This is a genomic window from Marinomonas vulgaris, assembly GCF_018145875.1.
GTDB lineage: Bacteria > Pseudomonadota > Gammaproteobacteria > Pseudomonadales > Marinomonadaceae > Marinomonas > Marinomonas vulgaris.
This window is the reverse complement of record NZ_JAGSSV010000011.1, coordinates 20,315-46,587: the sequence shown is the minus strand read 5'-3', so window position 1 is coordinate 46,587 and position 26,273 is coordinate 20,315. Positions and strand designations below refer to the sequence as shown.

Genomic DNA, 26,273 nt, shown 5'->3' with positions numbered 1-26,273 from the left:
CAATCTACCCTACTATCGTCTATCATTCGCTTTTTTAAAATCCGTGCTACTGTCATAGGATGTTTATTACGCATCAGGAGCAGCCCAGTGAGTCAACATGCCTTGCAATCTCTACTCGCCCCCAAATCTTTGGTGGTGCTGACCGGCGACGATGCCCATGACCCTCTTATGCTGGCGTTGCTGGCGTCTTTGTCACACGCCAAAAAGCCTTGCCCTATGTTCATCGCGGGGGTGGTTCCTGCGTCGTCTGAGAGCTTATCCGTAGAAGGGTTTTGTAAGGTAGCGCGCCTTGCCGATTTGCCCAAAAGCCCAGATTTAGCCGTGCTGGTTGGCACGCATTCTGAGCGCAGCATGGAAGACATTATCCGAGATTGCGGTGCCGCGGGGATTGGCTCTTTGTTGATGCTGTCTTGGACGGGCGAGCCGCAAGACACCTTGATAGCGCTTTTACGCCAGCACAATGTGCGCTTGCTTGGCCCCAACAGCTTTGGGGTGTGTCGGCCGAAACAAGGGGTGTTTGCGTGGCTGGGGTTAGCTCAGCCGTTACCCGGACGATTGGCGCTCATGTCACAATCGGGCACCGTGGCCAGCGCCTTGGTCGATTGGGCCACGTGGCAAGGCATCGGCTTTTCTCAGGTGGTGTCCATGGGCAGCCCGGTCGATGTGATGCCCTCACAAGTGCTGGATTATTTGTCCAACGATTTCGACAGCCAAGCCATCTTGATGTATCTGCAAAAGATCGGCAAACCCACCCGTTTCCTCAGCAGTTTACGCGCCACAGGCCGCAGCAAACCCGTTGCCGTGGTCACAGAACACGCTATTGGCGCCGACGAACGGGTGCTCGACGCGGCACTCAGTCGAACGGGCGCCGTACGTGGCCGACGCCTGAACGACCTAATCGCCGCGGCGTCGGTAATGACCAACGCCCGCCGCGTCAAAGACGGTTCCTTACTGATCATAGGCAACGGCGCAGGGCCGGGGGAATTGGCCGCACAACGGGCTATGGAACTGAACATCGACTTGCTCAACCCAGAAGGCGAGCTGCGCGACAAACTCGAAGCGACTATGGCTGGCCGTGGTGGCATCGGGCCAGTAACCACCGTGTGGGCAAGTTGCGCGACGGATTTGTTTATTGACTTAGCGGCGGATGCCCTGAGCAGCCCAGAATGTGGCGCCGTCTTGTTGACGCTCAGCCCGACGGCATTGATCGACATTGGCTCCTTGTATAACTTGATCACCAAGCTGCATCGTACCCAGAAAAAACTCGTTATGGTGTGTTTGCTCGGCGGTGACAACATGACCAACATGCGCACTCGCATCAACGAAGCGGGTATTCCGACCTCGCGAACACCAGAAACCGCCATCGAGGGCTTTCAGTTTTTAGTTCGGTTTCAGCGCAATCAATTGCTGGCGAAGCAGTCCCCTGACAGCCACGCCTTTCGCTTTAAAATCGACGTATCCGAAGCCACTAATACCTTGGCACAACTGTATAAAGACGGCCAAAAAACACCACAAATCGACGCTTTACGGGACATTTTCGAGCTGTTTCAAATTCGTATTATCACTCGTCGTCAGGCGTCCCATCAGTTGTTCGCGCCGATTCATTTGCGGGTGTTTCAAGATGCGGTATTTGGCCCCGCTATTGGTTTGTCATTAGAAGGGGCACAACAACACAAGCAAGTAGAAGCCGTGGCTCTGCCGCCCCTGAACACTATTTTGGCAAAAGATTTGATTCAGCGGGCGTTTCCGGGAGAAGAGTCGTTTGAGCTAGAAAGTCTGCTGCGCAACTTATCCACAATGGTGTGCGAATTGCCAGAAATCGAGAATTTAGAGCTGGCCGACGTGCGAATTCACGACAGCGGCAGTGTGTATGCCGATGTTACTGCACAATTGCGTTCGTGCAAGAATTGGCGTCGCTATGAACATTTAGCGATTCACCCTTACCCGCGCCAGTGGGTATCGGAGCGTCCGTTAAAAAACGGCGATATCGCCACCGTTAGACCTGTTTTACCGAGAGATTCGGGTATTCTGGCGGATTTTGTCCGCAGCATGTCCCACGAAACGCGCTACTTTCGCTTTATTTCTAACATCGAAGAATTAACCCCGCGCATGTTATCGAGCATGTCGCACATTGATTACGATCGAGAAATGGCACTACTGGCGATTATCAACAAAGACGATGAAAACCTGCTGATCGGCACCGCGCGCTATGTGGATAACTTCGATGATCAAAGCTGTGAATTTGCGGTAGTACTGGGGGACGAATACCAAGGCATGGGCTTGGCTTCTTACCTAATGCGACAACTGTTTTTGGTCGCTGCCGACAAAGGCATCAAGGTGATGAAAGGCGTGGTGCTGGCAGAAAACAAACATATGATCGACTTCTGCAAACACCTAGGTTTTAGTATCAAACGGGACGAAGACGACTTCGGCCAAGTCATCGCCACCATCAAACTCACGCCTTCGCTATTGGAGAAATGCTCAAGAAACTAAGTCTCAAACACTCAGTTTCAGGCACTTAGTTTCAGGCACTTAGTTTTCAGGTGAGAGGTTTTCTGGCCCAAAAGAAAACGGCAATAGTTCTTCCATGGTGAGGGTTTTGCGTACGCCGTTTTCGTCACAGATGTGAATCTGGGTATCGAGGCTGGAAAACTCACGAATTTTTTGGCGACAGCCACCACAGGGAGTGACGAGATTCTCACCCTTTCCCATCACATAAATGTGTTTGATTTGCGTGTCGCCGCCGAGCACCATGGCGGCGATGGCCCCCGCCTCGGCGCAAGTGCCTTCTGGATAGGCGGCGTTTTCCACGTTACAACCGGAGTAGATTTCACCGGAGCTGGTTTCAATCGCCGCGCCCACTTGAAAGCGGGAATAAGGCACATAGGCCTTATTCATCGCGGCATTGGCAAAAGTAAGCAATACTTTATTGGTCATATCAAGCTCGCTCTTTCACATAGGGTCGGCCAATGGCTTTTGGCCCAACCGCTTTGCCGATAAAGCCCGCCAACAGTAAAACAGTTAGCACGTATGGTAAGACTTCGATCGCTTGCACTGGTACTTCACCAATGCCTGGAATCACCACACCCTGCATGCGAATCGCAACAGCGTCTAGGAAGCCAAACAACAAGCAGGCGAACAACACAGGCACAGGACGCCATTTACCAAAGATCAAGGCCGCCAAGGCCATGTAGCCCTTACCCGCGCTCATGTCTTTTAAGAAGCCCGCGTTGTGCGCGGTGGACAAATATGCCCCCGCTAAGCCACATAAGATGCCACACACGATCAAGGCGCGGTAACGAATAAAAGCCACAGAGATCCCCGCTGTGTCCACCGCATGAGGGTTTTCACCCACCGCACGAAGGCGCAGACCGAAGCGCGTTTTGTAGATAACCCAGTAGGTCACTGGCACCATTAAGAAAGCCAGATACACCAAGATATTATGGCCGCTCAATAAGTCGGAATAAATCAGCCCCAGAACCGGTACATCGCGCAAAGCGTCGGCGAATGGGAAGGTAATTTCTAAGAAGCGCGCATCGCCCGATAACGCAGGCGTTTGTCCGCCCATGCCGAACCAATGCATCGACAAGGTCACCGTTAAGCCCGCCACTATGGTGTTGATCGCCACGCCCGAGACGATGTGATCGCCCCGGTGGGTAATACAAGCAAAGCCGTGAATCATCGCCAAGGACACCGACGCCAGAATGCCGAACACTAGGCCGATCCACGCGGAACCAAACACCGCCGCGGCCGCCGCGGCGGCAAAAGCGCTGCCCAATATTTTGCCTTCCAAGCCGATGTCCACAATGCCCGCACGTTCTGAGTACAAACCCGCCAAGGCCGCTAAAATCAACGGCGTAGACACACGCATGGTCGCGTCTAACATGAGTACCAATGTTTCAAACATATTTTTCCCCTACGCGACCGCTCTGCGAATAAAAAAGCCTTCGATACGATCTTTAAACATATGTTCAAGCGCACCAGAGAACAAGATAACCAAACCTTGAATCACCACGACAATTTCCGGTGTGATGGTTGGAATTTCAAACGCCAGCTCAGCGCCGCCTTGGTACAAAGCACCAAACAAAATCGCTGCCAGAATAATACCAATCGGGCTATTTCGTCCCATCAGCGCCACGGCAATTCCGGCAAAGCCGTAACCTGCGGTGAAGTTCAGCAGCAAGTTGTGGTTCACGCCCATGATCTCGTTTAAGCCCACAAACCCCGCTAAACCACCAGAAATGAGCATGGCCCAGATGGTGACTTTTGCCGTGTCGATACCGGCGTAACGGGCCGCCGTTGGGTTGGTGCCCAAAGTACGAAGCTGGTAACCCCAGCGGGTGTGCCACACCAAGCCCCAGACAAACACACAGCACAAGAGTGCCCAGATGAACGCCAAGTTCAGTGGCGAATCGCCGATATCAATGCCCAATGGGGATAAGAGTTCGTGCAAATACGGCAGCCAAGCGTTTTCTTCAAAGGTTCGGCTGTTCGGTGCCATGCGGCCGTCTTCTTTTAACCAATTGACGATCAGGTAAACCATCAAGGACGAGGCAATAAAGTTGAACATGATGGTGGTAATAACAATGTGACTGCCACGACGAGCTTGTAAATACGCGGGAATGTAACCCCAAGCGGCACCAAACACCGCCGCGCCTATGATCGCCAAGGGCGCAATCACGTAAAATGGCATGGTGTGATCGAGGGACAAACAAATTAAGCCCACGCCCAAGCCACCAATATACGCTTGGCCTTCGCCGCCGATGTTAAACAAGCCGCCCTTAAAGGCAACCGACACCGCCAGCCCCGTGAAGATCAAGTTGGTGGCGTAATACAAGGTGTAGCCAATGCCTTCATCGTAACCAAAAGCGCCGTAAATCAGGTAGCCCGCGGCTTCAATAGGGTTTTCGCCGATGGCAAGGATCACCAAGCCAGACACCAAAAACGCCAGCAAGATGTTTAAAATCGGAATCAGGGCAACATTGACCCACGCCGGTACTTTTGCCTGACTCATACCGCGGCTCCTTTTTCGTTGCTTTGCTCACTGTCTGGATCGGTGAAGGCGTTTGCCATCATCAAACCTAGGGTACGCTCGTCGGCATCTTTCGCGTCGAGTTGACCCACCACTGCCCCGTCAAACATCACTAGAATGCGGTCACTTAACGCCATAATTTCATCCAATTCTACCGACACCAGCAAAATGGCTTTGCCGGAATCGCGTAATTTTACGATTTGTTCATGTATGTTTTCGATCGCACCAATGTCCACACCGCGAGTTGGTTGGCCAATCAACAAGACATCGGGGTTTTGTTCTACTTCCCGTGCAATAACAATTTTTTGTTGATTACCGCCGGAAAAATTCGCGGTTTTCAGGTGCGGATTGGGCGGACGCACGTCCCATGCGGCCATGCGCGTTTTGCATTCGTCGAGCATGGCTTGGCGGTTCATCAGGATTTTGCCGTTATAAGCGGCGGAATTGTGATAGCCCAGTACCGCGGCTTCGTACGCTTCAAAGCCCGTCACCAAGCCCATTTTGTGGCGATCTTCTGGTACGTGGGCCATTTTCAAATCGCGCATTTGAGCGGCGTTTTTCGGTGTTTTTGCACTGATGGTTTCACCGGCGAATTCGATCTCGCCTTCATCCATTGTCGTGATACCAGACAGCACGTTGAGCAGTTCACTTTGGCCATTGCCAGATACGCCAGCAATGCCGAGGATTTCTCCAGCGCGCAGTTCTAAACTAACGTCTTTTAGGCGCTTCACCCCTTGGCTGTCGAATTGCGATACATGCTTGGCTGAGAGCAATACTTGGCTTGGTTTGGCTTCGTCTTTGTTAACGGTAAGACGGACTTTTTTACCGACCATCAGCTCCGCTAATTCTTCTTTGCTGGTGTGAGCCGTTTCGCGGTGAGCGACCATTTCCCCTTGGCGCATCACCGACACATTGTCGGTAGACGCCATGATTTCACGCAGTTTGTGAGTGATCAATAATACGGTCACGCCCTGTTCTTTTAGGGCTTTTAAAATGCGGAATAAATGGTCCGCTTCTTGGGGAGTGAGCACACCTGTGGGTTCGTCGAGGATTAAGATCCGCGCGCCACGGTACAGGGCTTTTAATATCTCGACTCGCTGCTGCAAGCCGACCGGTAATTCTTCCACAATGGCGTCTACGTCGATGTCGAGGCTGTATTCTTCTGCCAAGCGTTGCAATTCGATTCGTGCGGCGTCTATGCCTTGTTTTAATAACGCACCGCCTTCGGCGCCCAACATGACGTTTTCCAGCACGGTGAAGGTTTCCACCAACATAAAGTGCTGATGCACCATACCGATGCCGGCTTGAATCGCGTCTTCTGAACTGCGGATCTGCACACGCTGGCCGTCTACTTCGATGTGCCCACTATCAGCTTCGTAAAAGCCATATATGATGCTCATCAGAGTGGATTTGCCCGCACCATTTTCACCAATAATACCGTGAATGGTGCCAGCGGCTACTTGTAAGCAAATGTCTTTATTGGCCTGTACGGCACCAAAACGTTTGCTGATGTCTCGCAATTCGATTGCGTATGGCATGGTTTTATTCGTCATATATCAAGTCATTTTATCTGCTTATAATGGAACGCACTAAAGCAAAAAAAACAGCTGCCAGCACGAGGCCGACAACTGTTTCTTTCAATACGTTAGTAGTTACATGTGTTATCTGACATGTAGTCGTGCACTTGAATCTCACCACTGATGATCTTCGCACGGATGTCGCTGATTTTCGCTTTCATATCGGCGCTAATAAGGCTAGCGTTGTTTTCATCTTGCGCCCAATCTACACCGCCTTCGGCTAAGCCCAAGACCACTAGACCGGGTTTCCAAGTGCCTGCTGCCGCGTCTTTGTAGGTTTTGTAAGCCGCTTGGTCAACACGCTTCACCATAGAAGTCAGCATGGTGCCTGGTTGGATATGGTTTTGGTTAGAGTCTACGCCGATGGCGAATTTACCTTCGTCTTTCGCGGCTTGGTAGACACCGATACCGGTTCCGCCTGCGGCTGCGAAGACGACGTCTGCGCCTTTAGAAAACTGGCTTTTTGCCAATTCTGAGCCCTTAGTTGGGTCGTTAAACGCCGCGCCGGTAGAGCCAGTCATGTTTTGCAATACGGTGGCATTGGACGTGGTGTATTTCACGCCTTGCTCATAGCCACAACCGAATTTACGTACCAAAGGAATATCCATACCGCCAACAAAGCCGACTGTGTCGGTTTTAGACGCCATGGCCGCCAAGGCACCAACGATAAAGGAGCCTTCGTGCTCTTTAAACACCACAGATTGCACGTTTGGCAGTTCAATCACACCGTCAATAAGCGTGAAATTGATGTTAGGAAAATCTTTCGCTACTTTTTCCACCGCTGAGGTCATGTTGAACCCCACGGTAACGATAGGAGAATAACCGCGTTTTGCTAGACGACGTAAGCCTTGCTCAACCTGGGCTTCGTTTTTCGGTTCAAATTCACGAACCTGAATACCGGTTTCTGCCGTGTATTGCTTAACACCGTTGAAAACGCCTTCATTGAAGGACTTATCAAATTTACCCGCCTGATCGTATACCACGGCAGGATCAGCCGCTTGTGCCAAGCTGGATGAAACAGCCAAGGCTGTGATGGACGCAAGAAAAACAGCTTTCATTCCAATTCCTCTTTTATAATAAGTAATCTTGTTTTGTATTTACTCTGAGCATTTAACCTAAGCAACGATGAACTCTGCCTAACTGGTCAAAAATAAACCCATTAAAGCCACATCGCAATGTAATCTGCACATTTTACGCCACATTCTTACACGTATTAGCGCGCGTTAGCCCTTGGATGAAGGCAAGCAGCAATTCTTATGCCTAATTCTAAACAGTTGGTCAAGATTGGCAATGGCGACAGAATACAGTACTACGTTGTGCTTGGCGAATTTCTGTCAAAGGCGCTTTACAGGTGACGCAGGGCTGGCCTGCTCGACCATACACAGCCAGCTCTTGTTTGAAGTAACCTGGCTTGCCGTCACCACCAACAAAGTCTTTTAAGGTGGTGCCGCCCTGTTTAATCGCAGCCGCCAGCACCACTTTGATGCATTCAACAAGTCGCGCCAAACGCGCCTTACTGATTTTCCCCGCTAACCGATCAGGGCGAATGCCCGCTTGAAACAAGGCTTCGTTGGCGTAAATATTGCCCACACCGACCACGACCTTGCTGTCCATAATAAAGGTTTTGATTGGCACTTTTCGCCCTTTGGCGCGAGCGTATAACTGATCTACATTAAAAGCCTCGGACAAGGGCTCAGGGCCAAGGTTCCTGATCAACTCATGTTCGTTCCAATCGTCGTTTGTCCATAAAATCGCCCCAAAACGCCTTGGGTCTGTGTATCTGAGCCACACATCGTCGTCGGCAAAGCAGAAATCCACATGATCGTGAAACATGGGCGGTGTATTCACCGGTACAAAATACAAACTGCCCGACATACCCAGATGCACAATCAAGGTACCCTTTGCGGTGTGCACACCAATGTATTTACCACGGCGCGACAAATGGGTAATCGCTTCGCCGATCATCTCGGTGCTCAACTCGGGGGTAATCGGCCAACGTAGCTTAGGCTGGCGAATATCAACACGGGCCAACGAGCGACCAATGAGCTTGGGTTCTATGCCACGCAGGGTGGTTTCCACTTCGGGTAATTCTGGCATGCGCACCTCAATACTGGTTAAACAGATTTACATCATACTGAGCAAACAAACGATTGGCTTTTACTAGATACAAAAAAACCGACTCAATGAGTCGGTTCCTTTTGACAAGAGTCGAAAATTATTTAATTTTCGCTTCTTTGTACATAACGTGCTTACGTACGACTGGATCAAACTTTTTCATTTCAAGTTTGTCAGGAGTATTTCGCTTGTTCTTGTCAGTTGTGTAAAAGTGACCAGTACCAGCAGAAGATACCATGCGAATTAAATCGCGAGCGCCTTTAGAAGCCATGATTCAGATCCTTATACTTTTTCGCCGTTAGCGCGCATTTCAACAAGAACTGTTTCGATGCCCTTTTTATCGATAATACGCATACCTTTAGAAGATACACGTAAACGGATGTAGCGATTTTCACCTTCGACCCAAAAACGGTGCCAATGAAGGTTTGGAAGAAAACGACGCTTAGTACGGCGTTTTGAGTGAGAAACGTTATTACCTGTAACAGGGCGTTTCCCAGTAACTTGACATACGCGAGACATAATTAAATACCTTTTGCTATCCAGAAGATTATTGGAAGTGTTTCACTTCCTCAGGCGGAGCATGATTCCTTATGAATCAAAAAAATCCCGTACCGAGGATATAGCGGCGCGTATAATCCCATAAGCCTACCCTTTGAGCAATTCTTTTGTTAAAAAATGATCAATTTAGAATGGAGGCTGATTCCAAAGGCGACTGACTTCACAGAGATTAGTTCGCCTCTTTGCTGTGTCGTACTCGTACGATAACAACGTGACCTTTGCTGTTCAGCCGATATCGAATAATGTATTCACCTGAGCCAAAAGGCAGCATCAAATCTCTAAAGCCATCAGTATCTGCAACAAGAACACCCGCTTCGGGGTTGTTTTGCAGTACATTCACACCATGAATAATCCGTTTTGCTGCACGCTGCGCAGCAATCGGGTTGTTCTCTTTAATGAAGTCTCGAAGCCGAAACACATCTCTCGATGCACTTGGTAACCAAACTATTTCACAGGACATGGCTTTTCCTGCTCTGTCCCCCAAGACTCCATCCAAGTCACCATGGTTTGATTGTCCACAGTGTCTCCTGATGTTTGATATTCCTCCCAACGCGACTCAGCCAGCTGATTTTCACGCTGCTTGGCTTCTTCTTCCTCGATGTAGCGCGTTAAGGCTTCTTTCGCCAACACGCTTTTAGAACGCTGTGTTTTAGCTGCTAAAGCCGTTAGGCGACTTTCAAGCTGCTTGTCCAATCGAACCCCTAACATAAGACCACCTGTTTATTTGTTGTACAGCATAACGAAAGAATAGCACAGTGCTCGTCATCCCGACCATTCTCGCAACAAATGTCGCCACGCAGAATATACACTCGTTTCATTTAAACCAAGCCCCGCTCAGCTAATGACACAGGGTCACCGTCGCCAACGACAAAATGATCGAGCAGGCGCACGTCGACGAGGTCGAGGGCTTTTTTGATTTTGTCGGTGATATTAATGTCCGCTTGACTGGGTTCGGCAATGCCGCTGGGGTGGTTGTGCGCTAAAATTAACGCCGCGGCGTTGTGTTGCAAGGCCGATTTGACCACTTCTCTGGGGTAAACCGCGGCGGCGTCTATGGTGCCGTAAAACAGTTCTTGATAACGAATAAGGCGATGCTGGGAATCGAGAAACAGCACCGCGAAGACTTCCCGTTGGGCGTGCCGAAGTTGTGACGATAAATAACTTCGAACCTGCTCGGCGCTGGTAAAAACAGTTTCACGTACTAGGTGTTCCTGAAGATGGCGCTTGGACATTTCCAGCACCGCTTGCAGTTGGGTGTATTTGGCATCACCAAGGCCGAAACTTTTGCAAAAGTCTTCTCGACTGGCGGATAAAAGCGCTCGCAAGCCACCAAATTCCGCCAAGATTTGCCGAGCTAGTTCAACGGCGCTGATGCCTCGGGTGCCGGTGCGAAGAAAGATCGCCAGTAGCTCCGAATCGCTCAGTGTACCAGCGCCCTTGTGTATTAGTTTTTCACGCGGCCGGTCTTGTTCCGGCCAATGATTAATCCCCATGATCTGCTCCTTGATCCATGATAATCTTGCGTTCATTGAAATAAATCAAAACATGAACACAAGAATTAAACGAAAGGCGTCCTGCCTGCTGCTAACCATAGCCATCACAGACCCAATTGAGAAGTTTTTTATGTTAGATCTCGCTCAAAAGCGCATTTTATTAGGCATCACCGGCGGCATTGCGGCTTATAAAAGCATTGAGCTGGTTCGGCTATTAACTAAGGCCGGCGCGGACGTTCAGGTAGTGTTGACCGACGGTGCAAAAGCCTTCGTGACCGAAATGACCTTGCAGGCGGTTTCTGGTCATCCTGTTCGCAGCACTTTATTAGACGTGAATGCCGAAGCGGGCATGGGGCATATCGAGCTGGCGAAATGGGCTGATTTGATCGTCATCGCCCCCGCCTCGGCGGATTTTATGGCGCGCTACGCCCAAGGCATGGCAAACGATTTATTGTCCACGCTTTGCCTTGCTACCGAATCACCCGTGCTGATGGCGCCAGCGATGAATCAGGCTATGTGGAAACACCCTGCTACTCAGGCCAATGCGACTTTGTTAAAAGAGCGTGGCGTATTGAACATTGGCCCCGCTGACGGCGCACAAGCCTGTGGCGATGTGGGCACAGGGCGAATGAGTGAGCCTGCCGACATTTTTGCGACGATTCAATCGTATTTTCAGTCTTCTATAATTGAACAAGACTTGCTTGGGCAACATTGGGTGATCACTGCGGGGCCGACCATGGAAGCCATCGATCCAGTGCGTTACATCAGCAATCACAGCTCTGGGAAAATGGGCTACGCTTTGGCCGAAGCGGCGCTAAAGCGCGGTGCTCGCGTTACTCTTGTCAGTGGGCAGGTGCAACTCGTTGCGCCCCACGGTGTTGAGCTTGTGTCGGTAAAAAGCGCCGACGACATGCTGTCGACCTGCGAACAAGCCATGACAAAACAAGCCGATGTGTTTATTGGTGCCGCGGCGGTGGCCGACTTTAAAATGAAAACCGCTTGCGATCAGAAAATGAAAAAGCAGTCTGACGCCGATGAGATCACCCTAACCTTGGTGAAAAACCCCGATATTATCGCCACGTTGGCTCAGCAAAAACGCGCTAAGATTATGGTTGGCTTTGCCGCCGAGACACAACACGTTATCGAATACGCCAAAAGCAAACTCGAACGCAAAGGCCTCGACATCATCATTGCTAACGACGTATCTCGCACCGACATTGGTTTTAATCATGATAGCAACCAAGTCACCGTCATCACTAAAGACACAATCTGGTCACCGGACAAAGCCGCCAAAAGTGAGCTAGCGGTTCAGTTGGTTGAGGCCATTGTTCAGTACTCAATATCAGCCAAGTTTTGACATTATTCAGCTACCTACAATTCACCTACGCACCCAGAGAGAAGAACCCATGAAACACCCTATTCAGTTGAAAATTCTGAGCGATAAAATCGGCAAAGACATCCCCCTTCCCACCTACGCCACCGAAGGCTCGGCTGGGTTGGATTTACGCGCCTGTTTGGATCAAGCTATTGAGTTAGCCCCTGGTGAAACCACTCTGTTGCCAACCGGTTTGTCTATTTATATACAAGACCCAAACCTAGCGGCGACGATTTTGCCGCGTTCTGGTTTAGGCCATAAACACGGCATTGTGTTGGGTAATTTAGTGGGCTTGATCGACTCGGATTACCAAGGCGAATTGATGGTGTCTTGTTGGAATCGTGGCAATACGCACTTTACCATTGAGCCTGGTGAGCGAGTTGCCCAGTTGGTTTTGTTGCCTGTGGTACAAGCGGAATTCAACATTGTGACAGAATTTGAAAGCACCGAACGCGGCGCTGGCGGTTTTGGTCATACGGGCACTAAGTAATATTCACACGAAAAGGGTGAGTTAATTTCACCCTTTTTTTCTTTGTTACTCGATTCCTTCACCGATCGTTTGCTGCACAAATAAAACGACCATTCATCTGCGTATTCTTCGTAATTTTCATACAATTTTCTATAGTGTATCCCTTGAGATCACGCTATTATTTCTACCCTAAGTGGTTGCTTACACTCGTTTTCAGCCTTGGTTGCCAAGGTTTTGTCACTGCAGCCCCACTATTGCACCCTAAACAGATACGAATCTCTTTCAGGTTTGTATGTTTTTGATAAGCACCTCATTTTTTTGGTTTAAAGGAGTACATAAGTCGTGGCTTTTTCTCGTGAATCTGCGCTAGACGTGGCAAAAGTATTAAGTGAATCACTTCCTTATATTCAACGCTTTGCCGGTAAAACGCTGGTTATTAAATACGGCGGCAATGCCATGACAGACGAAGCTTTGCAAGCTGGGTTCGCACGAGACATCGTTTTGATGAAAGCCATAGGCATTAACCCGATTGTCGTTCACGGTGGTGGGCCTCAAATTGGTGACATGTTGACAAAACTGAACATCGAATCCAAATTCATCAACGGCATGCGCGTGACAGACACAGCGACTATGGACGTGGTGGAAATGGTACTGGGTGGTCAGGTAAACAAGGAAATCGTAAATTTGATCTGTGAAGCCGGCGGTAAAGCCATTGGCATCACGGGCAAAGACAGCCGTTTTATTAAAGCGAAAAAACTCTTTGTGAAACACCAAGCAGAAGGCATGTCGGCGCCGGAACAGGTTGATATTGGTCATGTTGGTGAAGTGGCCAGCGTGGATACCGGCTTTTTGAAGTTTTTCGAAAGCAGCGACATGATCCCCGTTATTGCACCGATCGGGGTGGACGATCAGGGTAATTCTTACAATATCAATGCCGATCTTGTGGCGGGCAAAGTGGCAGAAGCAGTCGGCGCAGAAAAACTCATGTTATTAACCAATATTTCTGGCGTGCAAGACAAGCAAGGCAAAGTATTAACCGGCTTAAGCACAGCACAAGTAGACGCCTTAATCGCCGATGGTACCATTTACGGCGGCATGCTGCCAAAAATCAGTTGTGCCTTGTCGGCGGTAAATTCTGGCGTCACCAGCGCCCACATTATTGATGGTCGTGTGCCTCACGCCACCCTGTTGGAGATCTTCACCGACACAGGCGTGGGTACGCTAATATCGAACACCAAGACGGCAGAATAAGGCCGTCGTGTTAATACGAGCCGCTTTCGACACACTGGAGACTGGAATCGACAATGAGCAATAAAAAGAACGACCGCCGTACCGAAATATTGCAAGCCCTGGCTCACATGCTAGAAAGCAGCCCCGGAGCACGCATTACCACGGCGGCTCTGGCGAAGCAGGTGGGTGTTTCGGAAGCGGCCTTGTATCGCCATTTTCCCAGTAAAGCCAAGATGTTCGAAGGCTTGATCGAGTTTATTGAAGAAAGCTTATTTTCTCGTATCAATCGCATCGTGCAAGAAGAAAGTAATGTGTTAGCGCGGATCGAGATGATCATCACCTTGGTATTGGGTTTTGCTGAGCAAAACCCAGGTCTGTGCCGCTTGCTCACCGCCGACGCGTTGGCGGGAGAAACGGAGCGTTTGCGCGTGCGCATTACGCAAGTGTTCGATCGTATTGAAACCCAGTTAAAGCAAGTGATCCGCGAAGCCGATTTGAAACAAGGTTTGCGCCCTGCTATGGGCGTAACGCCTTGCGCCAATTTTCTGATTGCGGTGATCGAAGGGAAAATTCGCCATTATGTGCGCAGCGGCTTTAAAGTGAAGCCCATGGACATTTGGCAGGAACAATGGAGCGTGTTGGCTCAAGGTTTGATGCTCAACCGTTAAAGCATAAAGTCTGACTTTACACCTTAACGGATAAGCTTTAAAACGATGCCAACGGCGTTAGATACCGTACTGAAGACGATACGCTTTAACGGCGCTTAGGTGCTGAGCGAACTCTGGAGAGTCTTGCTCTTCTAGGTAGGTCATAATGTCATTAAGTGACACGATACTGATCACTGGCATGCCAAAGTCGCGTTCGACTTCTTGAATGGCAGACAACTCGCCTTGACCACGCTCTTGGCGATCTAGTGCGATCAAGACCCCAGCTGGGGTAGCGTTGGCTTGCTGGATGATGGTCATGACTTCACGAATGGCGGTGCCAGCGGTGATGACATCGTCAATGATCATGACCTTGCCAGCCAAAGGCGCGCCCACTAAAGAGCCGCCTTCGCCGTGAGTTTTTGCTTCTTTGCGGTTGAAAACGTATGGTGTGTCTACTTGATGTTGGTCGTACAACGCCACAGCAGTGGTTGTCGCCAACGGAATGCCCTTGTAGGCTGGGCCAAACAAAACATCAAATGGCACGTTAGCGTCCATTAATGAGGTCGCGTAAAAGCGTCCTAATTTTGCCAAGGCTTGGCCAGAACTGAACAAGCCAGCATTGAAAAAATAAGGGCTTACGCGACCAGATTTAAGCGTAAATTCGCCGAATCGCAATACGTTTTGTTCGATGGCGAATTCGATAAAGTCTCTTTGGTAAGGTTTCATGCCGACTCCAGAAAGATAAAATAATACACAACACAGCGCTGCCAAGAACGAGCACAGCCATGCCAACATTGGATAGGCGCTAATATAACACACGGCTAGGAACGATAGGGACCAGAAATGAAGGTCATCAGCCTTAATGTAAACGGTATAAGACAAGCAGCAGATCGCGGCTTTTTTGAATGGATGGTTCGTCAGGACCCAGATGTAGTGTGTCTACAAGACATACAAGCCGACGAACGGACACTCACCGACAGCGTATTTTTCCCACCTGGGTACAATACTTACTTTTTTGACTCTATGGAAAACCCTGAACAAGCAGGCGTGGCTATTTACAGTAAAACCATGCCGAAGGCGATTATGACCGGCATGGGCTTTCCTGAATGTGACTTCGAAGGACGCTTTATCCAAGCGGATTTCGACAAAGTCAGCATTGGTGCTTTTCTAACACCCCACGGTTCAAACCATGAAGAAGCCTTACAAGAGCATAAATATCGCTTTATGGAAGGCTTTAAAAACCACTTAATCAAAACCCGCCGCAAGCGCCGCGAGTTTATCTTTTGTGGTACGGCCAATGTGGCGCGTTCGCCTATTGATGTCAGCAGTTGGTTTGTGAATCAAAGAAACTCGGGGTTTTTGCCTGAAGAACGCAAATGGATCAACGAGATTTTCAACGAGCTTGAATACATAGATGCGTTTCGTCAGGTCAATAAACAGGACAAGCAATACACTTGGTGGCCGGATTATGAACGAGCTTGGAAGCTGGATGAAGGGGGTCGGTTGGATTATCAGATCGCCACACCTGGTATCAAGAATCTGATTCAAGGTGGCACCATTTATAAGGGCCAGCGTTTTTCAGACCATGCGCCCTTGATCATGGAATACAACATAGATTAAGCGTAATACTCGACAGACAAACCTAAAAAACGCCCAATGACCTTTCATTGGGCGTTATATTTGTAGTCCAATTGGCTAAGCAGCAAGATGTTCGTTTATTCTTCCGACAATGGCTTGTGCTTCACTTTCATTTTTAGTTGGTGAATACCACCAGCGGGAATGTCATAAGTATTGTTTAGGGCGTTGGCGGCTTCCACACACACAAAGTGACGGTAATCGTCGTCTTCCATGTCGGTACGCTGCTCAGCGAGTTTCTTACCCGGATTCCACAACACGGTACTCTGGCTGCCTTCGGTCACTATAACCAGCTTACGTTGCAAACCTGGATCGTGAATTTCACACTGCTCGGGTGCCGACAAATACACACGATCTAGGGTGTCGCAGGGTGACACCATGCCGCTTTGTTCGGCTTGGCGACCTTCATCGAATTTATTCACGTAGGTTACGCCGTCTAGGCCATGCACTTCGGCGGTTTGATTGTCGGATACATGAAAGTAGGTGTGTAAAGCTTCGCTGATCGGCATGGGTTTGTCGGATAAATTCGCGGCTGAAAAGTTCACTCTGAAACCTTTACTGGAAAAACGAAACACCTGACGAAGTTCAAACGCAAATGGCCACATTTCTTCGATCAAGGGATGATCTTCCGACGCGAGGCGAATCACAATTTTCACATCGCCATTTTTAAAGCGACCCGCTTCAATAAACTCCCAGCGGAAATAACGCGCTAATCCATGGGCCGGAAAATCGCTCTGTGTCTCATTAGCGCCAAACCAAGGCCAGCAAACAGGCACCCCAAAATGACGACGACCAAAGCGACCTTCGCCGCCTTCGTTGTTGGATTGAAATAAAAGGTCCTCTTGACCAGTAGGAATAAAGCTTTCTAGATGCCCACCCCAGAGCGCAATCACGGCGCGAAATCCGGGCTGATCAATGATGATTTCATCGCATTTTTTCAAGCTTGCCGGGCGGATTTCACCACCTAGCACTTCCAACTCTTGTATCAGTCGGCCGTCCATTTATCACTCCATTAGCGTATTTTGTACGCCCATATTAACCTTAGAGAATACGATTACAATAGTCTGTGTTTATACTGACGATTTAACCTCATATAAACCATCGATTCAGTTCAATAAAGACTTAACCTGATCGGGCTTTTACGTTATAAACAGGCTCCATAAACAGCATAAATAATGCCACCGATCAGGTTATCAACATGACGCCACAGAACGACTCAAAATGTATTATAGGCAGCGACGAATGGTGCGCTTTTTTGACGCTTGGCCTTCCTGCAATCAAGGCCCGTGTGGATTCAGGCGCCAAAACCTCGTCGATACACGCCATTAATATTGAACGCTTTGATCGTGACGGAGCGCACTGGGTGCGTTTTGATGTACATCCACTGCAAAAAAATCGCAAGGTTACCGTGCATTGCGAAGCGGCTCTGGTGGATCAACGTGTGATTAAAAGCTCAAGCGGTGACAAAGAAAGTCGTCCGGTGATACGTGTACCACTGACACTTGGGGGAATAACATGGGACGTGGAAGTCACATTGACCAACCGCGATACCATGGGCTATCGCATGTTATTAGGTCGCGAAGCCATGATGGGACGTGTGCTGATCGATCCACAAGGCATGTGCCTTATGGGCGATCAGGATAAAAACACTCTGCTTGAGCTTTATGCTGCTGAGTAAGCGCTCTGCGCTTACTCTTAATGGTGTACGTGCTGCATAGAATCGGCGGATAAATCTGTGTAGGGGTCGAAATCGAGAATGTCCGTAGACAAGGCCAAGGCCTGATTGCCAGACACCGTTAGTACTTGTCCGTCGTTCTGTGCGTTCACTTGGCGTCTATCCCAAACCTTGACACGATATTCGCCATCAGGCACCTCTAAGGTCGCTTTGCCTGTCACGTCGGTCAAAACGAAATACGGCGTATCAACCACCACTACCCACGCAATCATGGCATCGTGAATGTTGCAGCCCAGTGTCACCAAGCCAGGCTTGTCGAAAGATTCACTCGATGGCGCGCGCCCTAGGTACAGCTTGATATCGAAGGTTTTCGCCTCTGAAAACGAATACACATGATGTCGCACTGTGTCCAAATTCGGAAACTCGACCCGAGTACCCGTTTGCAACACCGTAATCGCAGGCAAAAAGACCTGTCCTTTTTGCGCAATCACAACCGGCGGTTGCGTGTCGTCATAGGGCGTTACGTCGAACGACAGAGGCTCAAGGTAAACGGCGGCGTAATCCAGCACCTCGCCTTCGCTTGACGCCACGTCTAACGTTAAGGTGGCGCTCCATGCGGATGACATGAACACGCTCGCCAACAACGCCGAACAGCCCAGCAAGGCCGCGGAAAGAAAACGCTTTGGATTAAGGTTCAATGGCAATCCCCACTAGCGTGTCACTTCCTAGCTCGGCATTGTTTAATGCTCCGATCGTCAACAAAGCCGCGTTGTCTAAGTTAATTTGATAAAAAGTATAGTTTTTATCGCCTGGCATGGCCAAGGCCACATAAGCAGCATTGGTCACGTCGGCAATATCAAAATGGGCATCGCTCACAGGGCCAGTTGCTAATGCACCGACCGTGTAAAGTTGACCGGTATTGGGCGACACAGGATTCGTGTCGGTTTCGCGGCTACCTTGGGTGACTAAGGTGCCTTGCACGGCATCAATAGCAAAATTGGTGGTTAACTTGCTGTTGGTCGTGTTGTAGGTGTACGCCGCGGCTCTCAGGTGAGGCGCTTTACCATACGCCACATCGCCCGAGCTGTATTGCAAAGCGCCATCAAGCTGCACACCACTTTCGTCGGCGTTATTGTCAACAAAAAGACCGGTTTCTGGGTGCATTCGCATATTGGTGCCCGCATCCGTCACCAGACGAATACGATCCGCTGCGGGGTTAAAATCCACACCGTAGCGTTCGCCATCAATCGCTACGCCTTGGGATGGCTCGCCAATGGCAGTGAGCTGGCCAGAGTCGGTGTTTATGGTGTACACCTGACCGGTATTAGACACGCTGTACAAGACGCCATAAGCCACGCGGTAATCGATACCCAACAGCGACTCATCAGGGTTCAGTCCCACTAGAGAAACCTTAGCAAGTGGAACATCTGGGTGAGCAGCATTGAATTTGAGTAATGTGTTGTCTGAAAAAAGCGCAAACAAGGTTTCAGGCAACACAGCGTCTGGCGCTAAATGAGGAATGGACACAACAGGGTCGATCGCCCTGTCTGAGTGTGCACACCCCATCAAGACGCTGGTCAAGATAGGCAAAGATAACAAGATAGCACTGGCTTTACGCATAATTTGCTCCTTTCGGTGGATTACGTTTTAACGAGCTAGAATCGATTGATTTCGACCCTCCGCTTTCGCTTTGTATAAAGCACCGTCTGCACGATTGAGCCAGTCCGATACCGAATGATCTGTTCGTTTCAATTGCGACACACCAAAACTCATGGTGACAGAGATCTCAGTATTCCCAGTGGCAATCTTCGCGTCGGCCACTTTACGACGTAAAACCTCACTGAAAAATAGGGCGCTGTCTGCATCCGTATTGGGCAGTAGAATCACAAACTCTTCCCCCCCATAACGACCGACAAAATCCGATGAACGAATACTCGACGCAATCAATTTAGACACGTTTTTCAATACTAAATCGCCTACTGGATGGCCGTGTTGATCGTTAATTTTCTTGAAAAAGTCGATATCGCCCATCACCAAACTATAGGAACCGTGATCGATTTGAAAGGAGTGAAACGCACTGCCCATGGTTTTATCTAAGCTGCCGCGGTTTTGCAGTTGCGTTAGCGGATCGGTTTTACTGAGTCGATCTAGCTTACGATTGGCGCTCGATAAAGACTCTTTACTGACCGCCACGTCGGTCACATCGTACACCACCATGCACACATACTTAACCGAGCCATCGGCGTTAGTAATGGGGCGCAAAGCAATATTTTGGTACATTTTATCGGCGATGCCAGTGATCGGGCGATAGCTTTTGAACGGAAACAAATGCGGACGCTGCTCCCAAGACACAAAAATCGGCGTTCGCAACGCGATCACATTATCAAGTTTTCGCTGTAGCCATTCGCTGTTGATACTAGGAAACACCTCGAACAAAGAACGCTCTTTGGCGATAGAAGAACTCATGCCACTGTGGTTTTCCATAAAGCTGTTCCACAGTTTGATTTCGTATTTTTCATTTAAAACGACCAAGCCCACATCAATATGCTGGAGCATATCGAATAGCCAGTGCAGTTCCATCATGTCTTCTGCGGTACTGCTCATTGCTTTATTCTTCCTCAACCAAATAGGACAATAGATTTTCTAATACAGGCACTGAATCTTCGGTAAACAACATCATGAGGTCGCAATTAATACGGTAATTTTCTACTTCGTAGACAATTTCCACCGCCAAGGTACGCTTCCACTTAGCTTTTTTTGCGTTCACCAAATCAGACACCTTAGCGTGCTGAGCGATCAAAACCGGGTGACTGTGGCTAAAATCGATGTTCAATTGTTTGCCAAAGGCATCAATATAAGGCCCCACCAGCACAGACGACACGTCCATCAGCAACTCAACTTCCACTACTCGATCGATGGCTTCAGACACATTAAGCAATTTTGCCATGTCAGGGAAACTGGAATCACTGAAGATCAGCAGGGTTTCAAACGCCACACCCGAGCCAACAAAGCCCTGCGACACCGCCGAACAGCTGTCTTCTTTGACACTGTAATCCAACGCCATTTGCAATTCGCCCACTTCTAATACGTTAACCTTGGGCACAGGCAACTTAACAAACACATTAAGCATGTTGGCCAGCACACTAGCAGCCCGCCCCATGGCCACGTTGGCCACTTCTTGCAGGTATTCGTTAAGAGTGAACTGCTCGGCTGCGGTTAACGCGTTCGAGGTGACACCAGATGGCGCAGCCTCTTTACTTGGCGTAAACAGACCCAACGAGACTAATAGCTTACGCAGATCATCGGCTGATGCCGGTTTTTTATGAAAGGCCATCGCTCCCAGGTCTTTGACCCGCTGAATGGCTTGCGACTGCACGTCACCCGACACCACAATAACCGCCGGTGAAACCTCACAGCTTTGCAGTGCTTCAAGGGTTTCGTAGCCGTCTTTGACCGGCATATTTAAGTCTAAAAACAAGATATCAAACGGCGTGGCAGAAAGAATGTCTAAGGCTTCTTGGCCGTGTTCGGCAAATTCCACCTCCACCGACCAGTCCGTTGGTAGCACTCTCGCTAATTGCTTGCGTGCAATTTTAGAATCATCACAAATTAGTACTCGTGTACTCATTACCCATCTCTTTTTTATAAGCGCATAACGTCCATACTATGATACTTGAGATAAGCTTTCTAATATTACCGCGACTTTATTTGCAACAATCCTGATAAAACGCAGTGAAACTCGCCGATCTTGCTAGACAAACGACAACAAAGCCTGCACCACACATTTTTCATCGTATTTGTGGGCGTTATCGGTAATCAAGGTGGTTTTTACAAGCGTAACGTTCAACTCAGCCAAGGCGATTTCGTCCAGCTCACCGTAGTCGTAGGAATCATCTAACAAAACATAATCTAGCGCCGACGCGCCTTGCACTGGGGTGGTCTTCACGTCGGCCATCACCGTCATAATCAAACGGCGAATGCGCTCCATCAGTGACAAACCAAACTGCTCAGGGTCGACCCCCAAGTTGGGTAAATAGACTTTCGGGTTGGGATTCGCACAAATAGCTTGCCCTACCCCTTCTGGCAATAGGTTCGCCAATAAGCTGCTGTAGAAACTGCCTGGTGGGTAACAAATCAAATCCGCGCTTTCGATGGCGTCTTGTCGGTCGTCGGCGATGTGACGATTGGTTGGGTTCACCTTGCGCAACCCTTGGTTGAGCCACATGCGCTTAATCGGGCTTGGCAAATCACAGGTTTCTTTGCCCGTAATACGATGCTGGCCGAGTACGATTTCACCGCTGTCTAGTTCCACCCCAAGGTGCAAGCTGGCGTCTAGGGTGGTTTTCACCTCACCCAGCGCTTTAATCAAGCGTGAAAACAAAAACACAATCGGATCAAGCTGTTGCTGGTTGTTCAAGTAACCACCGGCCATAATCAAGTTGCCGATACTGGCGCCACGTAAATCGAATTCATCGTGGATACGGGTTTGCGTCACCCCCAATTGCGTTTGAATCAGGGCTTTCATTGGGTTGGGGATTTGGCTGATTAAAGGGTGCTCTCCAACCACCAACTGCTGTAGCTGATCTTTTAACACCTGCGGCTCGGCATCTTGCGCCAAGCGATGGGTGAACAAGTCGTACACTTCTGGCTGGCCCATAACAGTTTCATCCGCCAAGGCCATCAAACGGCTACGCAAATCCCCCACCGCAGGAATATCAAACTCAGCCCGCAAACGTGCCGAACTGCCGCCCGAGTCGAACGGCGTCACCAAATGAACCGAATGATGGGAGTATTGCTTAAAAACTCGACTGATTTTGTTAAGCGCCGAACCGCCACTGAAAAACAGCACCTTTGGCCCTTGCTCCGGCAAACTCTGATAACGATGGACTCGTACTGGGTCTGGCATGGTCATCCGACGCCAGATGCGCAAAGAAGCTGTCATACTTGTCCTCGTTGTTTGGCTATTGCTATTTCAATAGCACTGTTTCAATAGTCACTGTCTCAGTTATCGTGATTCATATTCTAAGCAAAAGCCCGCTTAGATAATACCCAATGCGCCAGTTCGGCAAACCCCAAACCACCAGGCTCCGTGGTTTGATAATTGGGCTTGTGGCGCATGAATGACAAATGCTGAGCGATGTTGGCCACGCCGACGCTTAATGGAAAACGCGCAAACATGCTTTCGTCGTTCGGCGCGTCTCCCACATATAACACCTGCTCGGCTTGTTCGGCGTCACTCAGTCCGTATTCGTCGCGCAGCACTCGTTGTGCCATGGCGTATTTATCGTAGCCTGGGGAACACACATTGATGTGAATCGAACTGGCTTTGGCATTTAACCCACGCTTGATTAAGGCCGCCAGACAAGCGTCCTTTTCTTTGTTGGCGGCGGGTTTTACATCTTGGGCGTAATCAATCGCCACGTCGGTTAAGCGATAGGACTGATCCCGCGCCAAACGCAAACGGGGAAACATCGGCAGCACCGACTGAACCTGCTCCAACAAACTCGCTTGCTCCGCGCGCATCTGTGCTTCATCGCGCCAAAAACGATATTCGAGGTGCTGCTCTGGGGTCTTGCCAATAAAACAGGCGCCACCTTCGGTAATTACCCCTTCAACGGGCAAAGAGCGAGCGATCATGTCCGACCAGCCCGCACAACCGCCGGTGACGGGGATCACTTTAATGCCATTCGCACTCAATGCCGCCAAGGCTTGTAAAGTTTCCACCGGCAGCCGCCCTTCCCAGGTAAGAGTGTCGTCGAAGTCCGTTAAAATAAAACGCAACCCTTGGCAATGATAAGGAGCTAACGCGGTCAGCGGCAAGGCTGTACTATCTGTTGTCGACATGATGGTCCTAAGAACAAAGTTGAATGTGAACACCCTGAGCGGTGAGTAAATGGGCTTGGTCGTCAGTGAGTGCATCGCTAAATAACCAATCGATCGACGCAAACGGCGTGACTCGCGCCATGGCTTTACGCCCCCATTTGTGGCGATCCACCACCAAGAGGCTGTGGCGACTTTGCTCCACCAGCACACGACTGACGGCGGCTTCTTCGGGGTCGAAATCCAAAATACCCTGCGTCTCGTCCATGCCACCGCAGCCCAACACACCGTAATCAAAGTAATACTGACGCAAACCCGCTAGGGTGTCTTCACCCACCAAATCATAATGCTGATGGCGCAATTTGCCCGCCAACACTCGCACACGCACGCCTGAATACTGGCCAAAAATACTCGCCACGGTGAGATTATTGGTGAACACCTGTAGATTGTGATGGGAAACCAACGCCTTGGCGACGTATTCCACCGTGGTGCCAATACCCAAAAACACCGAAGCGCCATCGGGAATCAGCTTGGCGACCTGCTCAGCGATCTTGGCTTTGGCGTCGCTGTTCAAAAACTGTCGATGGTCAAAGGGCAAATTCTCCGTACTCGACACCGGTGCAATGCCGCCATGAGTCCGACGAATCAAATGCCGTTCGGCCAGCAAGTTCACGTCTTTACGAATCGTTTGCGACGACACGCCAAAGCGCGCCACCATGTCTTCCACCAGCAAGGCGTCTTCTTGTTGCACCCAGTTTAAAATCTGGTTTTGTCGCTCGCTTAATCCCACACATCGTCCTTACTGTTGATTCGACAAAAAAGCAAAACGCGTCGGATCGTCGGTAATCACCGCGTCCATGCCCCATGCCCAATACTCCGCTACGGCATCTGGGTCGTTGGCGGTATAACACAACAACTTATAGCCAGCGGCTTTTATGGCTTGTGCCTGATCTTGAGTCAAATTCAGATAATCGCAATTCAAGCTGTAGGCCTTGATACTGGCCAGCTGTTCCGCCCAATCTTCGGGGACGAACTCGTACAAGGGCGCCAAATGACGCTGATCGCCAATGTCGTAACACAGCTGCAAGGCCGCGAGATTAAAGCTGGAAATCATCAATTTGTTGTTGTCTTGCCAATGGTCGCGCAACATGGCCATGACCGCAGGCACTATGGTGTCCACGTCGGCGGTGTCGTGTTTGATTTCTAAATTCAGTCCCAAACCCAACGACTGAATGCATTCTAGGGCTTCCAACAAGGTAGGAACTTTTTCGCCCGCAAAGTCGGCCGAAAAGTGCGAGCCGGCGTCTAATGCAGCGATGTCAGTGGGTCGTGCTTCTCGAGTCACGCCCGAGCCATTGGTGCAGCGGTCTAGCTGGTCGTCATGAAAAATAACCAATCCGCCCTCGGCGATTAAATACACATCGATTTCCACCCAGGTCGCGCCAGCACTCACAGCCGCACGAATCGACGCCAAGGTGTTTTCCGGTGCCAATAACGCCGCGCCACGATGACCCATTACTTTTGTGTTTAATTCCATCTTTTTTCTCACTCGGTTTGCCGCTATTTAATTCACAATGACAGTTACAATGACAATCGTTGCTGAGTATTGGCATCAAAAAGATGCCAATGTTGTTTCGGGGCGCTAAGCCACAAGGTGCTGTTGATCTCGGGCAAATGCGGCCCAGACAATCGCACCACCATAGGCTCGCGGCCTACTACACCATGAATCAAGGTTTCAGCGCCTAACGATTCTACCGCTTGAACATTCAAAGCGAAATCCGCTTCTTGCTCGCTGACCACCACTAAATGCTCGGGACGAATCCCCCACACGATGGCACCGCGGTGCGCGTGTGATACCTCCATTGGCAAAATCAAACCATCGGGCAGTTCGATGCCCTTATCGCCGAGAGTAGCCTCGATCAAGTTCATCGAGGGCGAGCCAATAAACGCCGCGACAAAAGGCGTCGCGGGCGTGTTGTACAGTTCCATCGGCGTACCGATTTGTTCGGCCTTGCCCTTGTTTAATACCACCAAACGATCGGCCAGCGTCATGGCTTCCACTTGGTCATGGGTGACGTACAAGGTGGTGGTGGCGAGCTTGCGTTGTAGCTGGCGAATTTCTACCCGCATCTGTACGCGTAACTTGGCGTCTAGGTTGGACAAGGGTTCATCGAACAAGAAGACTTTCGGGTCACGCACCATGGCGCGCCCCATGGCCACCCGTTGACGTTGACCACCCGACAGTTGCCCCGGCCGGCGCAGTAACAGCTCGGTCAAGCCCAGCATCTGCGCTACATCGGTGACTTTTTCTTCGATCTTATCCTTGGGCACACCACGGTTTTTCAAGCCGTAGGCCATGTTGTTGTACACCGTCATGTGTGGGTACAAGGCGTAGTTTTGAAACACCATGGCGATGTCGCGCTCAGCGGGTTCTTTGTCGTTCATGCGTTCGCCACGAATGCGCAATTCGCCGGTGGAAATACTTTCTAAACCCGCCACCATGCGCAATAAGGTCGACTTACCACAACCCGATGGACCCACCAGCACGATGAATTCGCCTTCTTCGATGGACAAATCCACACTCGGAATCGCGTGATAGCCATTGGGGTAGGTTTTGCCTACTTTTTCTAAAATCACGTCTGTCATG

The 26,273-nt window shown here is 49.9% G+C and carries 29 protein-coding genes; 7 read left to right on the top strand and 22 right to left on the bottom strand.

The window, feature by feature from the left end; genetic code table 11:
* Positions 1–87: 87 nt before the first annotated feature.
* Entirely contained in the window at positions 88–2,493 is a 2,406-nt protein-coding gene (locus J9B83_RS10100) for a bifunctional acetate--CoA ligase family protein/GNAT family N-acetyltransferase (RefSeq protein WP_211536636.1), read from the top strand.
* Positions 2,494–2,532: 39 nt separating this feature from the next.
* On the opposite strand, the gene cdd is transcribed toward J9B83_RS10100, so the two are convergent.
* From cdd to radC, 11 genes are all read right to left on the bottom strand, one after another.
* On the bottom strand, positions 2,533–2,937 hold the full coding sequence (cdd, locus tag J9B83_RS10095; protein ID WP_211536635.1) for a cytidine deaminase: 405 nt from the start codon (positions 2,935–2,937) through the stop codon (positions 2,533–2,535).
* 1 nt (position 2,938) lies between these two features.
* Positions 2,939–3,907, bottom strand: a complete 969-nt coding sequence (locus J9B83_RS10090) for an ABC transporter permease (RefSeq protein WP_211536634.1) — start codon at positions 3,905–3,907, stop codon at positions 2,939–2,941.
* 9 nt (positions 3,908–3,916) lie between these two features.
* Positions 3,917–5,014 (bottom strand): ABC transporter permease, encoded by a 1,098-nt coding sequence (locus J9B83_RS10085; RefSeq protein ID WP_211536633.1) that lies wholly within the window; start codon positions 5,012–5,014, stop codon positions 3,917–3,919.
* The gene (locus tag J9B83_RS10080; protein ID WP_211536632.1) at positions 5,011–6,585 is read right to left on the bottom strand and encodes an ABC transporter ATP-binding protein; all 1,575 of its coding nucleotides are present in this window, start codon (positions 6,583–6,585) and stop codon (positions 5,011–5,013) included. The genes J9B83_RS10085 and J9B83_RS10080 overlap by 4 nt, the downstream gene beginning before the upstream one ends.
* A 92-nt stretch (positions 6,586–6,677) precedes the next feature.
* On the bottom strand, positions 6,678–7,667 hold the full coding sequence (locus J9B83_RS10075) for a BMP family lipoprotein (RefSeq protein WP_211536631.1): 990 nt from the start codon (positions 7,665–7,667) through the stop codon (positions 6,678–6,680).
* 220 nt (positions 7,668–7,887) lie between these two features.
* Complete coding sequence (gene mutM / locus J9B83_RS10070) at positions 7,888–8,706, bottom strand: bifunctional DNA-formamidopyrimidine glycosylase/DNA-(apurinic or apyrimidinic site) lyase (RefSeq protein ID WP_211536630.1); 819 nt, start codon at positions 8,704–8,706, stop codon at positions 7,888–7,890.
* A 118-nt stretch (positions 8,707–8,824) separates the two neighbouring features.
* Complete coding sequence (rpmG, locus tag J9B83_RS10065) at positions 8,825–8,995, bottom strand: 50S ribosomal protein L33 (RefSeq protein ID WP_011978459.1); 171 nt, start codon at positions 8,993–8,995, stop codon at positions 8,825–8,827.
* 11 nt (positions 8,996–9,006) lie between these two features.
* A complete protein-coding gene (gene rpmB, locus J9B83_RS10060; RefSeq protein ID WP_072838851.1) occupies positions 9,007–9,243 on the bottom strand; it encodes a 50S ribosomal protein L28 in 237 nt (78 codons plus the stop codon).
* Positions 9,244–9,451: 208 nt separating this feature from the next.
* Positions 9,452–9,742: a type II toxin-antitoxin system RelE/ParE family toxin gene (locus J9B83_RS10055; RefSeq protein WP_211536629.1), complete on the bottom strand. Its 291-nt coding sequence runs from the start codon at positions 9,740–9,742 to the stop codon at positions 9,452–9,454.
* The gene (locus J9B83_RS10050; protein ID WP_211536628.1) at positions 9,727–9,990 is read right to left on the bottom strand and encodes a ribbon-helix-helix protein, CopG family; all 264 of its coding nucleotides are present in this window, start codon (positions 9,988–9,990) and stop codon (positions 9,727–9,729) included. The genes J9B83_RS10055 and J9B83_RS10050 overlap by 16 nt, the downstream gene beginning before the upstream one ends.
* A 110-nt stretch (positions 9,991–10,100) precedes the next feature.
* Complete coding sequence (gene radC / locus J9B83_RS10045; protein ID WP_211536627.1) at positions 10,101–10,775, bottom strand: RadC family protein; 675 nt, start codon at positions 10,773–10,775, stop codon at positions 10,101–10,103.
* A gap of 130 nt (positions 10,776–10,905) precedes the next feature.
* On the opposite strand from radC, the gene coaBC reads away from it, so the two are divergent.
* The 4 genes from coaBC (at position 10,906) to slmA (ending at position 14,517) form a co-directional block, all read left to right on the top strand.
* Positions 10,906–12,132: a bifunctional phosphopantothenoylcysteine decarboxylase/phosphopantothenate--cysteine ligase CoaBC gene (gene coaBC, locus J9B83_RS10040; protein WP_211536626.1), complete on the top strand. Its 1,227-nt coding sequence runs from the start codon at positions 10,906–10,908 to the stop codon at positions 12,130–12,132.
* Between the two features lie 49 nt (positions 12,133–12,181).
* A complete protein-coding gene (gene dut / locus J9B83_RS10035; protein ID WP_211536625.1) occupies positions 12,182–12,640 on the top strand; it encodes a dUTP diphosphatase in 459 nt (152 codons plus the stop codon).
* 321 nt (positions 12,641–12,961) lie between these two features.
* On the top strand, positions 12,962–13,870 hold the full coding sequence (argB, locus tag J9B83_RS10030; protein ID WP_211536624.1) for an acetylglutamate kinase: 909 nt from the start codon (positions 12,962–12,964) through the stop codon (positions 13,868–13,870).
* 53 nt (positions 13,871–13,923) lie between these two features.
* A complete protein-coding gene (gene slmA, locus J9B83_RS10025; protein ID WP_211536623.1) occupies positions 13,924–14,517 on the top strand; it encodes a nucleoid occlusion factor SlmA in 594 nt (197 codons plus the stop codon).
* Between the two features lie 57 nt (positions 14,518–14,574).
* On the opposite strand, the gene pyrE is transcribed toward slmA, so the two are convergent.
* Positions 14,575–15,222: an orotate phosphoribosyltransferase gene (pyrE, locus tag J9B83_RS10020; RefSeq protein WP_211536622.1), complete on the bottom strand. Its 648-nt coding sequence runs from the start codon at positions 15,220–15,222 to the stop codon at positions 14,575–14,577.
* Between the two features lie 117 nt (positions 15,223–15,339).
* Between pyrE and J9B83_RS10015 the strand changes: the two genes are divergently transcribed.
* Positions 15,340–16,116: an exodeoxyribonuclease III gene (locus J9B83_RS10015; RefSeq protein ID WP_211536621.1), complete on the top strand. Its 777-nt coding sequence runs from the start codon at positions 15,340–15,342 to the stop codon at positions 16,114–16,116.
* Positions 16,117–16,211: 95 nt separating this feature from the next.
* Here the strand turns inward: J9B83_RS10015 and J9B83_RS10010 are convergent, their stop codons facing one another.
* Entirely contained in the window at positions 16,212–17,132 is a 921-nt protein-coding gene (locus J9B83_RS10010) for a D-hexose-6-phosphate mutarotase (RefSeq protein WP_211536620.1), read from the bottom strand.
* A 197-nt stretch (positions 17,133–17,329) separates the two neighbouring features.
* On the opposite strand from J9B83_RS10010, the gene J9B83_RS10005 reads away from it, so the two are divergent.
* Positions 17,330–17,809 carry an ATP-dependent zinc protease family protein gene (locus tag J9B83_RS10005; RefSeq protein WP_211536619.1) on the top strand — a complete coding sequence of 160 codons (480 nt, stop codon included), beginning with the start codon at positions 17,330–17,332 and terminating at the stop codon, positions 17,807–17,809.
* 17 nt (positions 17,810–17,826) lie between these two features.
* Here J9B83_RS10005 and J9B83_RS10000 read toward each other — a convergent pair whose 3' ends face one another.
* The 9 genes from J9B83_RS10000 to J9B83_RS09960 form a co-directional block, all read right to left on the bottom strand.
* Complete coding sequence (locus tag J9B83_RS10000; RefSeq protein WP_211536618.1) at positions 17,827–18,504, bottom strand: methylamine utilization protein; 678 nt, start codon at positions 18,502–18,504, stop codon at positions 17,827–17,829.
* Positions 18,494–19,426, bottom strand: a complete 933-nt coding sequence (locus J9B83_RS09995) for a DUF4394 domain-containing protein (protein ID WP_211536617.1) — start codon at positions 19,424–19,426, stop codon at positions 18,494–18,496. Before J9B83_RS09995 ends, J9B83_RS10000 begins: the two co-directional genes overlap by 11 nt.
* A gap of 27 nt (positions 19,427–19,453) precedes the next feature.
* Entirely contained in the window at positions 19,454–20,410 is a 957-nt protein-coding gene (locus tag J9B83_RS09990) for a GGDEF domain-containing protein (protein ID WP_211536616.1), read from the bottom strand.
* Positions 20,411–20,414: 4 nt separating this feature from the next.
* Positions 20,415–21,434 (bottom strand): response regulator, encoded by a 1,020-nt coding sequence (locus tag J9B83_RS09985; RefSeq protein ID WP_211536615.1) that lies wholly within the window; start codon positions 21,432–21,434, stop codon positions 20,415–20,417.
* 123 nt (positions 21,435–21,557) lie between these two features.
* On the bottom strand, positions 21,558–22,748 hold the full coding sequence (locus J9B83_RS09980) for a GAK system CofD-like protein (protein WP_211536614.1): 1,191 nt from the start codon (positions 22,746–22,748) through the stop codon (positions 21,558–21,560).
* Between the two features lie 80 nt (positions 22,749–22,828).
* Positions 22,829–23,650 (bottom strand): HAD-IIB family hydrolase, encoded by an 822-nt coding sequence (locus tag J9B83_RS09975; RefSeq protein ID WP_211536613.1) that lies wholly within the window; start codon positions 23,648–23,650, stop codon positions 22,829–22,831.
* A 7-nt stretch (positions 23,651–23,657) separates the two neighbouring features.
* Positions 23,658–24,416 (bottom strand): DeoR/GlpR family DNA-binding transcription regulator, encoded by a 759-nt coding sequence (locus tag J9B83_RS09970; protein ID WP_211536612.1) that lies wholly within the window; start codon positions 24,414–24,416, stop codon positions 23,658–23,660.
* 9 nt (positions 24,417–24,425) lie between these two features.
* A complete protein-coding gene (locus J9B83_RS09965; RefSeq protein WP_211536611.1) occupies positions 24,426–25,163 on the bottom strand; it encodes a glycerophosphoryl diester phosphodiesterase in 738 nt (245 codons plus the stop codon).
* A gap of 44 nt (positions 25,164–25,207) precedes the next feature.
* Positions 25,208–26,272, bottom strand: coding sequence for a sn-glycerol-3-phosphate import ATP-binding protein UgpC (locus tag J9B83_RS09960; protein ID WP_211536610.1), 1,065 nt, complete (start codon positions 26,270–26,272; stop codon positions 25,208–25,210).
* Between the last annotated feature and the right edge of the window lies 1 nt (position 26,273).

What these genes read in the sequence shown, in the direction of transcription:
- rpmG (WP_011978459.1), bottom strand. Translation starts at nt 8,995, where the DNA reads ATGGCTTCTAAAGGCGCTCGCGATTTAATTCGCATGGTATCTTCTGCT.
- J9B83_RS09990 (WP_211536616.1), bottom strand. Translation starts at nt 20,410, where the DNA reads ATGAGCAGTACCGCAGAAGACATGATGGAACTGCACTGGCTATTCGAT.
- J9B83_RS10085 (WP_211536633.1), bottom strand. Translation starts at nt 5,014, where the DNA reads ATGAGTCAGGCAAAAGTACCGGCGTGGGTCAATGTTGCCCTGATTCCG.
- J9B83_RS09975 (WP_211536613.1), bottom strand. Translation starts at nt 23,650, where the DNA reads ATGTCGACAACAGATAGTACAGCCTTGCCGCTGACCGCGTTAGCTCCT.
- mutM (WP_211536630.1), bottom strand. Translation starts at nt 8,706, where the DNA reads ATGCCAGAATTACCCGAAGTGGAAACCACCCTGCGTGGCATAGAACCC.
- radC (WP_211536627.1), bottom strand. Translation starts at nt 10,775, where the DNA reads ATGGGGATTAATCATTGGCCGGAACAAGACCGGCCGCGTGAAAAACTA.
- J9B83_RS10010 (WP_211536620.1), bottom strand. Translation starts at nt 17,132, where the DNA reads ATGGACGGCCGACTGATACAAGAGTTGGAAGTGCTAGGTGGTGAAATC.
- J9B83_RS10090 (WP_211536634.1), bottom strand. Translation starts at nt 3,907, where the DNA reads ATGTTTGAAACATTGGTACTCATGTTAGACGCGACCATGCGTGTGTCT.
- rpmB (WP_072838851.1), bottom strand. Translation starts at nt 9,243, where the DNA reads ATGTCTCGCGTATGTCAAGTTACTGGGAAACGCCCTGTTACAGGTAAT.
- J9B83_RS09985 (WP_211536615.1), bottom strand. Translation starts at nt 21,434, where the DNA reads ATGAGTACACGAGTACTAATTTGTGATGATTCTAAAATTGCACGCAAG.
- cdd (WP_211536635.1), bottom strand. Translation starts at nt 2,937, where the DNA reads ATGACCAATAAAGTATTGCTTACTTTTGCCAATGCCGCGATGAATAAG.
- J9B83_RS10050 (WP_211536628.1), bottom strand. Translation starts at nt 9,990, where the DNA reads ATGTTAGGGGTTCGATTGGACAAGCAGCTTGAAAGTCGCCTAACGGCT.
- J9B83_RS10005 (WP_211536619.1), top strand. Translation starts at nt 17,330, where the DNA reads ATGACGCCACAGAACGACTCAAAATGTATTATAGGCAGCGACGAATGG.
- J9B83_RS09965 (WP_211536611.1), bottom strand. Translation starts at nt 25,163, where the DNA reads ATGGAATTAAACACAAAAGTAATGGGTCATCGTGGCGCGGCGTTATTG.
- dut (WP_211536625.1), top strand. Translation starts at nt 12,182, where the DNA reads ATGAAACACCCTATTCAGTTGAAAATTCTGAGCGATAAAATCGGCAAA.
- J9B83_RS10075 (WP_211536631.1), bottom strand. Translation starts at nt 7,667, where the DNA reads ATGAAAGCTGTTTTTCTTGCGTCCATCACAGCCTTGGCTGTTTCATCC.
- coaBC (WP_211536626.1), top strand. Translation starts at nt 10,906, where the DNA reads ATGTTAGATCTCGCTCAAAAGCGCATTTTATTAGGCATCACCGGCGGC.
- J9B83_RS09960 (WP_211536610.1), bottom strand. Translation starts at nt 26,272, where the DNA reads ATGACAGACGTGATTTTAGAAAAAGTAGGCAAAACCTACCCCAATGGC.
- J9B83_RS10080 (WP_211536632.1), bottom strand. Translation starts at nt 6,585, where the DNA reads ATGACGAATAAAACCATGCCATACGCAATCGAATTGCGAGACATCAGC.
- J9B83_RS10055 (WP_211536629.1), bottom strand. Translation starts at nt 9,742, where the DNA reads ATGTCCTGTGAAATAGTTTGGTTACCAAGTGCATCGAGAGATGTGTTT.
- J9B83_RS10015 (WP_211536621.1), top strand. Translation starts at nt 15,340, where the DNA reads ATGAAGGTCATCAGCCTTAATGTAAACGGTATAAGACAAGCAGCAGAT.
- pyrE (WP_211536622.1), bottom strand. Translation starts at nt 15,222, where the DNA reads ATGAAACCTTACCAAAGAGACTTTATCGAATTCGCCATCGAACAAAAC.
- slmA (WP_211536623.1), top strand. Translation starts at nt 13,924, where the DNA reads ATGAGCAATAAAAAGAACGACCGCCGTACCGAAATATTGCAAGCCCTG.
- J9B83_RS09995 (WP_211536617.1), bottom strand. Translation starts at nt 19,426, where the DNA reads ATGCGTAAAGCCAGTGCTATCTTGTTATCTTTGCCTATCTTGACCAGC.
- J9B83_RS09980 (WP_211536614.1), bottom strand. Translation starts at nt 22,748, where the DNA reads ATGACAGCTTCTTTGCGCATCTGGCGTCGGATGACCATGCCAGACCCA.